Annotated in this window: 14 protein-coding genes; 6 read left to right on the top strand and 8 right to left on the bottom strand. The window is 74.9% G+C overall.

Features of this window, described 5'->3' with window-relative positions; translation table 11 throughout:
* Positions 1-41: 41 nt before the first annotated feature.
* Positions 42-1139: a glutamate--cysteine ligase gene (locus E4A51_RS02440; RefSeq protein WP_070318676.1), complete on the bottom strand. Its 1098-nt coding sequence runs from the start codon at positions 1137-1139 to the stop codon at positions 42-44.
* Positions 1140-1201: 62 nt separating this feature from the next.
* Here E4A51_RS02440 and E4A51_RS02435 point away from each other — a divergent pair, with 62 nt between their 5' ends.
* Positions 1202-1870 (top strand): class I SAM-dependent methyltransferase, encoded by a 669-nt coding sequence (locus E4A51_RS02435; protein ID WP_070318677.1) that lies wholly within the window; start codon positions 1202-1204, stop codon positions 1868-1870.
* Between the two features lie 46 nt (positions 1871-1916).
* Here the strand turns inward: E4A51_RS02435 and dusB are convergent, their stop codons facing one another.
* Positions 1917-3110 (bottom strand): tRNA dihydrouridine synthase DusB, encoded by a 1194-nt coding sequence (gene dusB, locus E4A51_RS02430; protein ID WP_046528644.1) that lies wholly within the window; start codon positions 3108-3110, stop codon positions 1917-1919.
* A gap of 90 nt (positions 3111-3200) precedes the next feature.
* Between dusB and E4A51_RS02425 the strand changes: the two genes are divergently transcribed.
* On the top strand, positions 3201-3863 hold the full coding sequence (locus E4A51_RS02425; RefSeq protein ID WP_134850777.1) for a hypothetical protein: 663 nt from the start codon (positions 3201-3203) through the stop codon (positions 3861-3863).
* Between the two features lie 67 nt (positions 3864-3930).
* Here E4A51_RS02425 and E4A51_RS02420 read toward each other — a convergent pair whose 3' ends face one another.
* Both E4A51_RS02420 and E4A51_RS02415 read right to left on the bottom strand, forming a co-directional pair.
* Positions 3931-4785, bottom strand: coding sequence for a DNA polymerase beta superfamily protein (locus E4A51_RS02420; protein ID WP_240696347.1), 855 nt, complete (start codon positions 4783-4785; stop codon positions 3931-3933).
* A 4-nt stretch (positions 4786-4789) separates the two neighbouring features.
* Positions 4790-6178 carry a glycine--tRNA ligase gene (locus E4A51_RS02415; RefSeq protein ID WP_134850776.1) on the bottom strand — a complete coding sequence of 463 codons (1389 nt, stop codon included), beginning with the start codon at positions 6176-6178 and terminating at the stop codon, positions 4790-4792.
* Positions 6179-6341: 163 nt separating this feature from the next.
* On the opposite strand from E4A51_RS02415, the gene E4A51_RS02410 reads away from it, so the two are divergent.
* Genes E4A51_RS02410 through E4A51_RS02395 form a run of 4 tightly spaced genes read left to right on the top strand, consistent with a single transcriptional unit; the run spans position 6342 to position 9671 of the window.
* On the top strand, positions 6342-7322 hold the full coding sequence (locus tag E4A51_RS02410) for a metal ABC transporter solute-binding protein, Zn/Mn family (RefSeq protein ID WP_134850775.1): 981 nt from the start codon (positions 6342-6344) through the stop codon (positions 7320-7322).
* Positions 7319-8089: a metal ABC transporter ATP-binding protein gene (locus tag E4A51_RS02405; protein WP_052748231.1), complete on the top strand. Its 771-nt coding sequence runs from the start codon at positions 7319-7321 to the stop codon at positions 8087-8089. Before E4A51_RS02410 ends, E4A51_RS02405 begins: the two co-directional genes overlap by 4 nt.
* Positions 8090-8130: 41 nt before the next feature.
* Positions 8131-9054: a metal ABC transporter permease gene (locus E4A51_RS02400; protein WP_163275799.1), complete on the top strand. Its 924-nt coding sequence runs from the start codon at positions 8131-8133 to the stop codon at positions 9052-9054.
* A 32-nt stretch (positions 9055-9086) separates the two neighbouring features.
* Complete coding sequence (locus E4A51_RS02395; RefSeq protein WP_240696346.1) at positions 9087-9671, top strand: hypothetical protein; 585 nt, start codon at positions 9087-9089, stop codon at positions 9669-9671.
* Between the two features lie 22 nt (positions 9672-9693).
* On the opposite strand, the gene E4A51_RS02390 is transcribed toward E4A51_RS02395, so the two are convergent.
* From E4A51_RS02390 to leuA, 4 genes are all read right to left on the bottom strand, one after another.
* Positions 9694-10050: a VOC family protein gene (locus E4A51_RS02390; protein WP_046528648.1), complete on the bottom strand. Its 357-nt coding sequence runs from the start codon at positions 10048-10050 to the stop codon at positions 9694-9696.
* 34 nt (positions 10051-10084) lie between these two features.
* Entirely contained in the window at positions 10085-10870 is a 786-nt protein-coding gene (locus E4A51_RS02385; RefSeq protein WP_134850774.1) for an isoprenyl transferase, read from the bottom strand.
* Positions 10871-10918: 48 nt separating this feature from the next.
* Complete coding sequence (gene recO / locus E4A51_RS02380) at positions 10919-11650, bottom strand: DNA repair protein RecO (protein ID WP_070318682.1); 732 nt, start codon at positions 11648-11650, stop codon at positions 10919-10921.
* A 210-nt stretch (positions 11651-11860) separates the two neighbouring features.
* On the bottom strand, positions 11861-13633 hold the full coding sequence (gene leuA / locus E4A51_RS02375; protein WP_070318683.1) for a 2-isopropylmalate synthase: 1773 nt from the start codon (positions 13631-13633) through the stop codon (positions 11861-11863).
* Positions 13634-13704: the final 71 nt, after the last annotated feature.

Raw genomic sequence — 13704 nt, 5'->3', positions numbered from 1 at the left:
GACGACGGCCCGGTCGCCCCACGGCGGCCGGGCCGTCGGCGTCACGCCAGGGTCGCGGCGACCGCCTGCTCGACGACCGCGGGCAGGCCGCCGTCGCGCGCCCAGCCGCGCTGCTCGTCCGCACCCGTGCCGCGCTCCCACAGCCGGGCCAGCAGGTCCTGCACGGTCGTGAGGTCACCCGCGTCGACGAGCGCGGGTCGCACGTGGTCGAGCAGCGCGACGACCGCGTCACGCGCCGGCACCGGCGTCATCGACGGCGGCACCAGCAGGTCGCCCGCGAGGCCCGAGCGCGCGGCCCGCCACGTCGCGGCCCGCAGCGGCTCGACCCGGTGCACGGCGGGGGGCACGCCGTCGGACGCCTCGCGCGCCGCCGTCTCGACCAGACCGCGGCACAACGCGGCGACCAGCACCGCGTCGTCGGCGCGCAGGCACACGTCCGCGACGCGCAGCTCGACCGTCGGATAGCGCTGCGACAGCCGGGCGTCGAAGTAGATCATGCCGGCGTCGAGCGCCACGCCGGAGGCCACCAGCCCGGCGACGGCCTCGTGGTACGCCGCGGCCGAGCCGTAGACCGCTGTCGGCCCGGCGGTCGGCCAGCGGTTCCACTGCTGCGCCCGGACCGACGCGTACCCCGAGTCCTCGCCGCGCCAGTACGGCGAGTTCGCGCTCAGCGCGAGCAGCGTCGGCAGCCACGGCCCGATGCGGTCCAGCACCGCGACGCCCTCGTCGTCGTCCGCGACCGCGACGTGCACGTGGCACCCGCTCGTGAGCTGCTCGCGGACCGTCAGCGCGTAGGCCTGCGCGATGGCCTCGTACCGCGCGCCGTGCGTCAGCGTCGTCGGGCCGGGCAGCGGCGACGTCGCGAGCGCGACGAGCCGCGCGTCGGCCGCGAGCGCGGCGTCCGACGCGCGGCGCCGGCCCGCCCGCACCTCGTCGGCCACGTCGGCCAGGTCGACGCGCGGCGGCGTCCCGGTCTCGACCTGCTGCTCCTGCAGCTCGTGCTCGAGACCGCCGCCGGGCGTCGGGTCCTGCTCACCCCCCGAGCGCTCGAACGCGCGCACGGCCGCGTCGGCCACGCCCGTGGGCACACCCTGCCCGTCGACCAGCAGGTACTCCTCCTCGACACCGATGCTCCGCACGCCGTGCAGTCTGCTGCCCCGCGGGCGGGTGCGCGCGCCGAGCCGCTGCGTAGGCTCTCCCGGTGCCCGCGACGACCGCCCCCGGACCGACCGACCCGGACGCGCACGCCGCGCGCGTGCGCGTCGCCTACGACACGGTCGCGGACGCGTACGCGGCCCTCCTGCCGGGCACCGAGGCCGAGACGCCCCTCGACCTCGCGACCGTGGGGGCGTTCGCGACGCTCGTCGGCACGACGGGCCCGGTCGCGGACATGGGGTGCGGCGCGGGCCGCATGACCGCGCACCTCGCCGCGCTCGGGCTCGCGGCGCACGGCCTCGACCTGTCGTCCGCGATGGTGGCCGCCGCGCGCCGCGCACACCCGACGCTGCCGTTCGTGGTCGGGTCGCTGGCCGCGCTGCCGTACGCCGACGTGTCGCAGGCCGGCGTGCTGGCCTGGTACTCGCTGATCCACGTGCCGCCCGCGCAGCTGCCGGGCGTCGCCGCCGAGCTGCACCGCGTGCTCGCACCCGGCGGGCACCTGCTGGTCGGCGTCCAGGCGGGCGACGGACCGCGGCACCTGTCCCGCGCCTACGGGCACGACGTCGACCTGGACGCCTGGCTCTGGCGGCCGGACGAGCTGGCCGGCGTGCTCACAGGCGCCGGGCTGGACGTGCGGGCGCGGGTCGTGCGCGAGGCCGAGGCGCACGAGCGGCACGCGCAGGCGTTCCTGCTCGCGCGCCGACCGGGCTGAGCGGCCGGCGCGGCCCGCGGCACGGGGCCGGTGGTCGACGTCCGCGTCAGCCGCCCGAGACCGACAGCTCGGCCTCGTGCAGGTCGCGCCGGAACTCCTCCGACAGCTCGCGCGAGTCGAGCCACCCGTACGGCAGGATCGGACGCTTGGGCGACCCGGCGCGGCCGCGCGGACCCTCGGCGGCCTCGCCCGGGTACGGCTGGTCGAGGTCGAGCCCCGCGAGCCGGTCGTCGAGCTCGGCGAGCGACGACACGAGCCCGAGCTGGGCGCGCGTCTCGCCGCCCACCACGTAGCCCTTGAGGTACCAGGCCATGTGCTTGCGCATCTCGCGCAGCGCCTTGCCCTCGTCGCCGAACGTGTCGACCATGAGCTCGGCGTGCCGACGGACGACCTGCGCGACCTCGCGCAGCCCGGGCCGCACGCGCACGTCGGACCCCGCGAACGCCGCCGCGAGGTCGGCGAACAGCCACGGTCGACCCTGGCAGCCGCGACCCACCACCACGCCGTCGCAGCGCGTGTGCGCGACCATCGCGAGCGCGTCCTCGGCCGACCAGATGTCGCCGTTGCCGAGCACCGGGATGTCGGTGACCGCCTCCTTGAGGGTGGCGATCGCGTCCCAGTCGGCCGTGCCCGAGTAGTAGTCGGCGGCGGTGCGCCCGTGCAGCGCGACCGCCGCGACCCCCGCGTCCTGCGCGACGAGCCCGGCCTCGACGTACGTGAGGTGGTCCTCGTCGATGCCCTTGCGCATCTTCACGGTCACCGGCACGCCGTGCGGGCGCGCCGCGTCGACGGCCGCGCGGACGATGGCCGCGAAAAGGTCCCGCTTCCACGGGAGCACCGCGCCGCCGCCGCGGCGCGTCACCTTGGGCACGGGGCAGCCGAAGTTCAGGTCGACGTGGTCGGCGCGGTCCTCCTCGACCAGCAGCCGGACCGCCGCGCCGACCGTGGTCGGGTCGACGCCGTAGAGCTGCACCGAGCGCGGCACCTCGTCGGGCTCGAACGCGATGATCCGGAACGACTCGGGGCTGCGCTCGACGAGCGCGCGGCTCGTCAGCATCTCCGCGACGTACAGCCCGGCCCCCGACTCGCGGCACAGCCGCCGGAACGCCGCGTTCGTGACACCGGCCATCGGTGCGAGCACGACGGGCGTGTCGACCGTGATCGGCCCGATGCGCAGCGGCGGGAGCGCGGGGCTCGCGCCGGTCACGGGCGTGGCGGGGACGGGGGTGGACGCGGGCACCCGCCCATTGTCCCCCACGGCCCCGCCGCGGCCCACGCCCGCACCCCGCAGCGGTTGTGACGGCCCGTACGGCGCGGCTAGCGTCCCGGCGTGACCGACCTGCCCCCGCCCCCGCCCGGCGCCGTGCGCATCGACTTCCGCGGGGGCGCCACGCCGCTGCTGACCGTGGGCGTCGCGCTGGCCGCGCTGCTCGCGGTCGGCTGCGGCGTCATGCTCGCCGGCCCGCTGACCTCGGAGAACGACGACCCGACCACGATCGCCGTGGCGCGGGTCGTGCTGATCTGCGGCGTGCTGCTGTTCGGTGCGGTGGCCCTGGGCGGGGCCGCGACGCTACGGAACCTGCGGCGCCCGGCCGGCCTGCTCGTCGACCACGACGGCCTGGACTGGTGGCAGGGGCACGACCGCGTACGGCTCGCCTCGTGGGACGAGGTCGGCGCGGTCGCGGTGTCCTACATGCGCAAGCCCGTCGCCCTGAGCGCGGGTGCCGCGATCGGCAACGCGCTCATCGGCGTGCAGGGCTGGTCGCTCGAGATCTGGATGAGCGAGGCGACGCTCGGCGGCCGGTCGCGACGGCTCCTGCACGTGCCGGCCGATCCCGCCCCCGTCGACGGGCTCCCGCCCGTGCGCTACCGGCTGTTCCTCGCACCGTCGCCCGACGTCGCGCGGGCGACCGCCGAGGCCGTCGCCGCGGCCGCACCGCAGCGCTGGATCGGCACCGTCGAGCGGCCGTGGAACCCGGTTCCCGACAGCTGACGACGCCGTGGGGCCTCCGCCCGCCGACCGGCGACGACACGCGGGTCCGCGCGGGGCGGCGCGCTCGTCAGCCGTCGGGCGCCCACCGCGCGAGCAGGTCGCGGAACCGGTCCGCGGCCTCGGCGCGGCGCGGCTCCTCGGGCGTGCCCCCCGCACCCCCGGCGAGCGCCGCCTCGGCGCCCGCGAACCGCGCCTCGACCCACGCGCGCAGCACGTCCGGCACGACGCCGTCGCCGAGCTCGCGCGTGACGGCCTTGGCCGCGACGAGGCCGTCGACGGCCGCGCGGACCTCGGCGGGCGGCGGCGCCTGGTCGAGCAGCTCGCCGAGGTTCATGGGTGGCGTGGGCGCGTCGTGCGCCGCGAGCCAGTGCAGGACGGCGGCGGGCCGGACCGCGTAGAACACCCGCTTGAGCGGCACGCGCGCGCCGTCGGCGGCGCCGCTGCGACGCCAGTGGTCCGTGCCGACGTGCAGGTGGTGACGCACCAGCCCGGCGCGGTCGCCGACCGCGTCGACGAGCGCCAGCAGCTCGTCGCGGAAGCCCGCCTCCCCGCCGTACACGAGCGGGGACCGCAGCCACTCGCCGACGGTGGCGTTGCCCTTGACCGCCAGCCGTACCGCCTTGAGCACGTCCCAGCCGCTGACGTCGAGGACCGCGTCGAGCGGCGTCTCGACCACGTCGCGCGGCGGCCACGGGTCCAGGTAGCGCGCGACCGGGCGGACGTACAGGAAGCGGCAGTCGTAGTCCGAGTCGGGCGACGGGAAGCCCCAGGCCCGGCTCCCGGACTCGACCGCCCAGGCGACGTGGACGCCCTCGGCCGCCGCGACGCCGGCCAGGCGCGCGTCGACCGCGGCCACGACCGCGGGGTCCAGGGACCCCGGCAGGTCGTGGCCGCGCGGCGCGACGCGCGGCGCGCCGGGCACGACGTCAGGCGCCGACGAGGCGCTGCGCGAGGTAGGCCGTGACCTGGTCGAGCGCGACCCGCTGCTGCGACATGTCGTCGCGGTGGCGGATCGTCACGGCCTGGTCCTCGAGCGTGTCGAAGTCGACCGTGATGCAGAACGGCGTGCCGATCTCGTCCTGCCGGCGGTACCGGCGGCCGATCGCGCCGGCGTCGTCGAAGTCGACGTTCCAGCTGCGCCGCAGCTCGGCGGCGAGGTCGCGCGCCTTGGGGCTGAGCGCCTCGTTGCGCGACAGCGGCAGCACAGCGGCCTTGACCGGCGCGAGGCGCGGGTCGAGCTTGAGCACCGTGCGCTTGTCGACGCCGCCCTTGGTGTTGGGGGCCTCGTCCTCGTGGTACGACTCCACGAGGAACGCCATGAGCGAGCGGGTGAGGCCCGCGGCCGGCTCGATGACGTACGGCACGTAGCGCTCGTTCTTGGCCTGGTCGAAGAACGACAGGTCCTGGCCCGAGTGCTCGCTGTGCGTGCCGAGGTCGAAGTCGGTGCGGTTGGCGATGCCCTCGAGCTCGCCCCACTCGCTGCCGGTGAAGCCGAACCGGTACTCGATGTCGACCGTGCGCTTGGAGTAGTGCGAGAGCTTCTCGGCGGGGTGCTCGTAGTGGCGCAGGTTCTCGCGGTCGATGCCGAGGTCGACGTACCAGTCGGTGCGGGTGTCGATCCAGTACTGGTGCCACGTCTCGTCGGTGCCGGGCTCGACGAAGAACTCCATCTCCATCTGCTCGAACTCGCGCGTGCGGAAGATGAAGTTGCCGGGCGTGATCTCGTTGCGGAACGACTTGCCGATCTGGCCGATGCCGAACGGCGGGCGCATGCGCGCCGAGGTGTAGACGTTCTTGAAGTTCACGAAGATGCCCTGCGCGGTCTCGGGGCGCAGGTAGTACAGGCCCGACTCGTCCTCGATCGGGCCGAGGTACGTCTTGAGCATCATGTTGAAGTCGCGGGGCTCGGTCCACCGGCCGCGCGTGCCGCAGTTGGGGCAGGCGATGTCGCCGAGGCCGTGCTCCGGCGCGCGGCCCTTCTTGGCCTCGTACTCCTCGACCAGGTGGTCCTCGCGGAACCGCTTGTGGCACGAGAGGCACTCGGTCAGCGGGTCGGTGAACACGCCGACGTGGCCCGAGGCCACCCAGACCTGCCGCGGCAGGATGACGGACGAGTCCAGGCCGACGACGTCCTCGCGGCTCTGGACCATCGCGCGCCACCACTGGCGCTTGATGTTCTCCTTGAGCTCGACGCCCAGCGGTCCGTAGTCCCACGCGGAGCGGGTGCCGCCGTAGATCTCGCCGCTGGGGAACACGAATCCCCGGCGCTTGGCGAGGGAGACGACGGCGTCGAGACGGGACGGTGCGGCAGCCACGGTGGTTCTTCTCCTGGGTCGAGGAAGCCCGCGGCTGGGTGCCGCGGGGGACAACCGGGACAGGCTATCGGTCGCGCGTGCGGGACCTCCGGACCGGACCGGTCCGCGCGGCGGCGGGGAGACTGTTTTGACAACGGTTCTCGCCAACCTGAGAATGGGTCTCATGTCGAGCAGCATCCGCCGCACCCCCCTCCGCTCCCGCACCGCGACCCTCGCGGCCGCGCTCGCCGTCCCCGTGCTCGCCCTCGGGGCGTGCTCGACCGCCGCGGGCGGCGACGACGGGACCCTCAGCGTCCTCGCGTCGTTCTACCCGTTGCAGATGGTCGCCGAGCAGGTCGGCGGCGACCGCGTCGACGTCGGCTCGCTGACGCCGCCCGGCGCCGAGCCGCACGACGTCGAGCTCTCGCCCGCGCAGGTCGCGTCCGTCGCCGCCGCGCAGCTCGTCGTCTACCAGTCGGGCTTCCAGGCCGCCGTCGACGCCGCCGTGTCCGAGGCCGGTCCCGCGCACGTCGTCGACGCCGCCGAGGTCGCCGACCTCGAGACGACCGCGCAGGAGGGCCACTCGCACGAGCTCGGCGAGGACGACGAGCACGCCGACGAGCACGCCGACGACGCCCACGACCACAGCGGGCTCGACCCGCACTTCTGGCTCGACCCCACGCGCATGCCGGCCGTGGCCGACGCCGTCGCCGACGCGCTGAGCGAGATCGACCCCGACGGCGCCGACACCTACCGCGCCAACGCCGCCGCGCTCGGCACACGCTTCGGCGAGCTCGACGACGCGTACGCCGCCGGGCTGGCCACGTGCGAACGCCGCACGGTCGTCACGACGCACGAGGCGTTCGGGTACCTCGCGCAGCGCTACGACCTCGAGCAGGTCGGCATCGCGGGCGTCGACCCCGAGACCGAGCCCTCGCCCGCACGGCTGCGCGAGGTCGGCGACCTCGTCCGCGCCGAGGGCGTCACGACGATCTTCTTCGAGACGCTCGCGTCCCCGAAGGTCGCGCAGACCCTGGCGTCCGACCTTGGGGTCGAGACCGCCGTCCTCGACCCGATCGAGGGGCTGACGGACGACGCGCAGGACTACTTCTCGATCGCGCAGGCGAACCTCGAGGCCCTGCGCGTGGCATTGTCCTGCTCGTGAACGCGATCGACGCCACCGACGTCCACGTGACGCTGGGCGGCCAGCCCATCGTCCGCGGCGTCGACCTCGCGGTGCCCCCCGGCCAGGTCGTCGCCCTGCTCGGCGCCAACGGCTCCGGCAAGTCCACGCTCGTGCGCGCGCTGCTCGGCGTCGTGCCGCTCGCGTCCGGCGACGTCCGGCTCCTGGGCGAGCCGCTCGGCCGCGGCGTGCCGTGGCAGCGCGTCGGGTACGTGCCGCAGCGCATGGCCGCCGCGGGCGGCGTCCCGACCACGGCGCTCGAGGTCGTCGTGTCCGGCCTGCTGCACGGCCGTCGGCTGCGACCCCCGCGCGACCGGCGTGCCCGCGCGACCGCGGCGCTCGCCGCGCTGGGCGTCGAGGACCTCGTCGACCGGCGCGTGCAGGAGATGTCCGGCGGGCAGCAGCAGCGCGTGCTGATCGCGCGCGCCCTGGTCCGCGAGCCCGCACTGCTGGTGCTCGACGAGCCGACCACGGGCATCGACCTGCCGACGCAGGACACGTTCGTCACGGCGCTGTCGCGGCTGCGCGACGCCGGCACCACGGTCGTCGTCATCCTCCACGAGATCGGGCCCTTCGCGCCGCTCATCGACCGGGCCGTCGTCCTGCGGCACGGCCGCGTCGTGCACGACGGCCCGCCGCCGCCCGCGCGCGGCGAGCACGGTCACGCCGAGCACGACCACCTGCACCCGCACGCCGACCCCGAGCCGCCCGCCGACGGCCCCGACCTCACGCTGGAGGTGACCCCGTGAGCGCGTGGGACCAGGTGCTGACACTGCTCGGCTCGCCGCTCATGCAGCGCGCGCTGATCGCCGCGGTGCTCGTCGGCGCCGCCGCACCCGTCGTCGGCACGTTCCTCGTGCAGCGCCGCATGGCGCTCATGGGCGACGGGATCGGGCACGTCGCGCTGACGGGCGTCGCGCTCGGGTGGCTCGTGGGCAGCTGGGCGGCCGTCTCCCCCGCCGACGCCCTCGCGGTACCCGGCGCGGTCGTGGCGGCCGTCGTCGGGTCCGTCGTGATCGAGCTCGTGCGCGAGCGCGGCCGCACGAGCGGCGACCTCGCGCTCGCGATCATGTTCTACGGCGGCATCGCCGGCGGCGTGCTCCTCATCAAGGTCGCCGGCGGCACCAACGCCAACCTCATGAGCTACCTGTTCGGCTCGATCTCGACCGTCTCGACCGGTGACCTGTGGTGGACCGTCGCCCTCGCGGTCCTCGTGCTGGGCGTGGGCGTCGGCCTGCGCTGGACGCTGTTCGCCGTGAGCCACGACGAGGAGTTCGCGCGCGCCAGCGGGCTGCCGGTGCGCCTGGTGTCGATGCTCGTCGCGACGCTCGCCGCGCTCACCGTGACCATCGCGATGCGCGTGGTCGGGCTGCTGCTGGTGAGCGCGCTCATGATCGTGCCCGTCGCCGTCGCACAGCTCTACGCGCGCTCGTTCGGCCGCACCATGGCCGTGGCCAGCGGGATCGGCGTCGCCGTGAGCGTCGTGGGGCTCGTCGTCACGTACTGGAACGACGTGCCGCCGGGCGCGACGATCGTGGTGCTCGCGATCGTCCTCTACGCGCTCTCGGCGCTGCTGCACCCCGTCCTCGCACGCCGGCGCACCGCGCACGACCCGCACCCCGACATGTCCGACGACGTGCTCGTGCCGGCCGTCGACGCGGCGTGCGCACCGGACGCCGGGCACGAGGCCCCCACGGCGCCGCGACGGCCGTGAGGCCGCGCCCGCGCGCGACGTAGGATCGAACGGTGACGCCGGCACAGGTCCTGCAGGGGTACGGCCTCGACGGGATGCCCGTCGCGGTCGCGTTGCTGTGCCTGTTCGTCATCGTCCTGGCCCGTTCCCACCTCACCTACTGGGCGGGACGCGGCGTCGCGCGTGGTGCGCGCTACGAGGGCGAGCACCGCCACGGGCCCGCCTGGTGGCAGCGCACGGTCGACCGCACGGCACGCCTGACGTCGACGCCCGCGGCCCGCCGCGGGGTCGCGCTCGTGCACCGCTGGGGCCCGGTGGCGGTGACCGTGGCCTACGTGACCGTCGGTGTGCAGACGGCGGTCTTCGCGGCGGCCGGCCTCGTGCGCATGCCCTACCTGCGCTTCACGCTCGCGTCGCTGCCCGGCGCGGTCGCGTGGGCGGTGATCTGGGGGACCGTCGGGATCGGCGCGGTCTGGGGCGCCCTGAACCTGGCCACCGGGTCGCCGTGGGGGCTCGTCGCCCTGGGAGCAGTCCTCGCCGCGGTCGCCGCGGGCGTGATCACCGCGGCGCGCCGACGCACGACGGCCCCCGCCGAGGCCGCCGCCGTCGACGAGCCGGCGTCCTCCGGCTCACGCTGACGCTCGCCGCGCCCGCACCGCGTCAGTCGGCGTGCGCCGCCGACACGCAGAACTGGTTGCCGTGCGGGTCGGCCAGGACCGTCCAGGTGAACCCGTCGGCCAGCCCGTGGTCGCCGACGCGGGTGGCACCGGCCGCGACGAGGTCCGCGACCGCGGCGGCCGGGTCCGGTGCCGCGAGGTCGAGGTGCACGCGGTTCTTGCCCGGTGCGACGTCGGCCACGCGCTGGAACCCCAGCGCCGGGAGCCCCGCGGGCGGCGCGAGGACGACGAACCCGTCGTCCTCGTGCACCACGGCGGCGCCGGTCCGGTCGCGCCACCAGGCGGCCAGCTCGCGCGGGTCGGTCGTGTCGAAGGTGACCATGTTCAGCGTCAGGCTCATGGGGCGACCGTAGCGACCGGCACCGACATCCGGGTCAGGAGGTCGCCGGGGTGTCCACCGCTCCCCCGTAGCGCCGGTCGCGGCGCGCGTACGTCTCGACCGCGCGCCACAGGTGCCGCCGGTCGACGTCGGGCCACGGCTCGTCGAGGAACACCATCTCGGCGTACGCCGACTGCCAGAGCATGAAGTTCGAGATGCGCTGCTCGCCCGACGACCGCAGGAACAGGTCGACGTCGGGCAGATCCGGCTCGTCGAGGAACCGCTGCACGGTCTTCTCGGTCACCCGCTCGGGGTTGAGCCGGCCGGCCGCGACCTCGCGTGCGATCTGCCGCGCGGCGTCGGCGATCTCGGCGCGGCCGCCGTAGTTGACGCACATCGTCAGCGTGCAGGTCGTGTTGTCGACCGTGAGGCGCTCGGCCTCCTCGAGCTCGGCGACCACCGAGCGCCACAGGCGCGGTCGCCGCCCCGCCCAGCGCACGCGCACGCCCCACGAGTGCATGAGGTCGCGCCGTCGGCGCAGCACGTCGCGGTTGAAGCCCATGAGGAACCGCACCTCCTCGGGCGAGCGCGACCAGTTCTCGGTCGAGAACGCGTAGGCCGACACGTGCTGCACGCCGATCTCGATGGCCCCGGCCACGACGTCGAGCAGCGACGCCTCGCCCGCGCGGTGCCCCTCGACGCGCGGCAGCCCGCGCGCGTTGGCCCACCGCCCGTTGCCGTCCATGACCACGGCGACGTGCCGCGGCACGAACTGCCGCGGGATCTGCGGCGGACGGGCGCCGGACGGGTGCGGGTAGGGCGGCACGATCTCGCGGGGCACGGACACATCGTGCCAGGCCGTCCGGTGCGCTGGGCCGCCCGGCGGGGATCAGACCCGCTCGACCATCGGCAGCGACCGCAGCCGCCTCTCGAGGTGGAACTGGCAGAACACCGCGACGAGCCCGTTGCCCTCCGCGCGGTGCCGCTCGGCGCTCGCGTCGGCGACGTCCCAGTCGCCCGAGAGCAGCGCCGCGAGCAACGTGAACGTCTCGGGCGCCGGGGCCGCCGCACCCGGGGGGCGGCACGCGCCGCACACCGCGCCGCCGACCGCGGGCGCGAACGCGTGGTGCGGGCCCGGCGCGCCGCAGCGCGCGCAGTCGGTGAAGCTCGGCGCCCAGCCCGCGACCGCGAGCGCCCGCAGCAGGTAGGAGTCCAGCACGAGCCCCGGCGCGTGCGCGCGCGTCGCCAGGGCGCGCACGGCGCCGACCAGCAGGCGGTACTGCTGCACCGACGGCTCGCGCTCGGCCTCGACGAGGCGCTCGGCCGTCTCGAGCATCGCCGTGCCCACGGTGTACAGCGCGTAGTCCTCGCTGACGTGGCGGCCGTACGGGCCCAGCGTCTCGACCTGCGTCACGACGTCGAGGTTGCGACCTGTGCTGAGCTGCACGTCCACGTGCATGAACGGCTCGAGCCGCGAGCCGAAGCGCGACGTCGTGCGACGCACGCCCTTGCCGACGGCGCGCACCTTGCCGTGCTCGCGCGTCAGGAGGGTGACGATGCGGTCGGCCTCCCCCAGCTTGTGGGTGCGCAGCACGATCGCCTCGTCGCGGTAGAGGCTCACGCGGTCATTGTCCCCCGTGCCGCCGACACGGACCGGACGCGGCGCGCGGGTGGGTGCGCCGGGGCCGGGCCGTGGGTCGGGGTCGCCGACGACGGGTCGGCGGCACGGGGGACGCGGGGCACGACGGACGGGGTCGCCGCCGCCGCGCCCCGCGGGTCCGGCCCCGCGCGCTCGTGCGCGCGCCGGGACGGACGATCAGGGGACGGCGCGTCAGCGCTCGTGCCGGTTGACCGCGGAGACGATCGCCTTGAGCGACGCCGTCGTGATGGACGGGTCGATGCCGACGCCCCACAGGATGTCGTCGCCGATCGCGCACTCGACGTACGCGGCGGCGGTCGCGTCACCGCCGGCGGACAGCGCGTGCTCGGCGTAGTCGAGCACCGCCACGTCCGCGCCCACCTGGGCGAGCGCCGCGACGAACGCGGCGACCGGGCCGTTGCCGGTGCCGGTCAGGGTGCGCTCGACGCCGCGGTCCACGAGGTCGACCTCGAGCGTGTCCTGGCCGCCCTCGGTGCTGGTGGCACGCGTGCCGCGCAGCGAGAACCGGCCCCACGGCGCGAGCGGACCGCCCGGGGTCACCGGCAGGTACTCGTCGTTGAAGATCGACCACAGGTCGTCGGCCGTGACCTCGGTGCCGTGCTGGTCGGTGTGCTGCTGCACGACCTGCGAGAACTCGATCTGCAGCCGGCGCGGCAGGTCGAGGTCCTTCTCGGACTTCAGCAGGTACGAGATGCCGCCCTTCCCGGACTGCGAGTTCACGCGGATGATCGCCTCGTACGACCGGCCGACGTCCTTGGGGTCGATCGGCAGGTACGGCACGGCCCACTCGGCGTCGGCGACGGCGACGCCCTGCGCGGCCGCGCGCACCTCCATCGCGTCCAGGCCCTTCTTGATCGCGTCCTGGTGCGAGCCCGAGAACGCCGTGAACACCAGGTCGCCGCCGTACGGGTGCCGCTCGTGCACCGGCATCTGGTTGCAGCGCTCCACGGTCCGCCGGATGCGGTCGATGTCGGAGAAGTCGAGCTGCGGGTCGATTCCCTGGCTGAACAGGTTCATGCCCAGCGTGACCAGGTCGACGTTGCCCGTGCGCTCGCCGTTGCCGAACAGGCAGCCCTCGATGCGGTCCGCACCGGCCAGGTACCCCAGCTCGGCCGCCGCGACCGCGGTGCCGCGGTCGTTGTGCGGGTGCAGCGACAGCACGACCGACTCGCGGTGGTGCAGGTGACGGCTCATCCACTCGATCGAGTCGGCGTAGACGTTGGGCGTCGCCATCTCGACCGTCGCAGGCAGGTTGATGATGACCGGGCGCTCGGGCGTCGGCTCCAGGACGTCGAGCACGGCGTTGCACACGCGGACGGCGTACTCGAGCTCGGTGCCCGTGTACGACTCGGGGCTGTACTCGTAGAACACCTCGGTGTCGGGGATCAGCTCCTCGTACTTGCGGCAGAACCGCGCGCCCGAGACGGCGATGTCGGCGATGCCGTCCTCGTCGGAGCGGAACACGACCTCGCGCTGCAGCGTCGACGTCGAGTTGTACAGGTGCACGATCGCCTGCTTGGCACCCGCGAGCGACTCGTAGGTCCGCTCGATGAGGTGCTCGCGCGCCTGCGTCAGCACCTGGATGACGACGTCGTCGGGGATGCGCTCCTCCTCGATGAGCATGCGCACGAAGTCGTAGTCGGTCTGCGACGCCGACGGGAAGCCGACCTCGATCTCCTTGAACCCCATCGCGACCAGCAGCTCGAACATCTCGAGCTTGCGCGCCGGGCTCATCGGCTCGATCAGCGCCTGGTTGCCGTCGCGCAGGTCGACCGCGCACCACCGCGGCGCCTGCGTCATGCGCTTGTCGGGCCACGTGCGGTCCGGCAGCTCGACGCGGATCTGCTCGTGGAACGGGCGGTAGCGGTGCACCGGCATGCCGGACGGCTGCTGCGGGTTGCGCTGCGCGGCCGGGGCGGGCGTCACGGGGGTCTGGCTGCTCATCGGGGGTCCTTCGTCACGGTGCGGACGGTGTCGTCAGCCGGGCACGCCAGCACTCCGCGACGAGGAGCCGG

The organism is Cellulomonas sp. HD19AZ1 (assembly GCF_004535805.1).
Classification (GTDB): Bacteria; Actinomycetota; Actinomycetes; order Actinomycetales; family Cellulomonadaceae; genus Cellulomonas; species Cellulomonas iranensis.
This window is presented reverse-complemented; position numbering and strand designations above follow the sequence as displayed.

Coding starts and splice junctions, on each gene's coding strand:
- E4A51_RS02410 (WP_134850775.1), top strand. CDS start 6,342: ATGTCGAGCAGCATCCGCCGCACCCCCCTCCGCTCCCGCACCGCGACC.
- E4A51_RS02400 (WP_163275799.1), top strand. CDS start 8,131: ATGCAGCGCGCGCTGATCGCCGCGGTGCTCGTCGGCGCCGCCGCACCC.
- E4A51_RS02390 (WP_046528648.1), bottom strand. CDS start 10,050: ATGAGCCTGACGCTGAACATGGTCACCTTCGACACGACCGACCCGCGC.
- leuA (WP_070318683.1), bottom strand. CDS start 13,633: ATGAGCAGCCAGACCCCCGTGACGCCCGCCCCGGCCGCGCAGCGCAAC.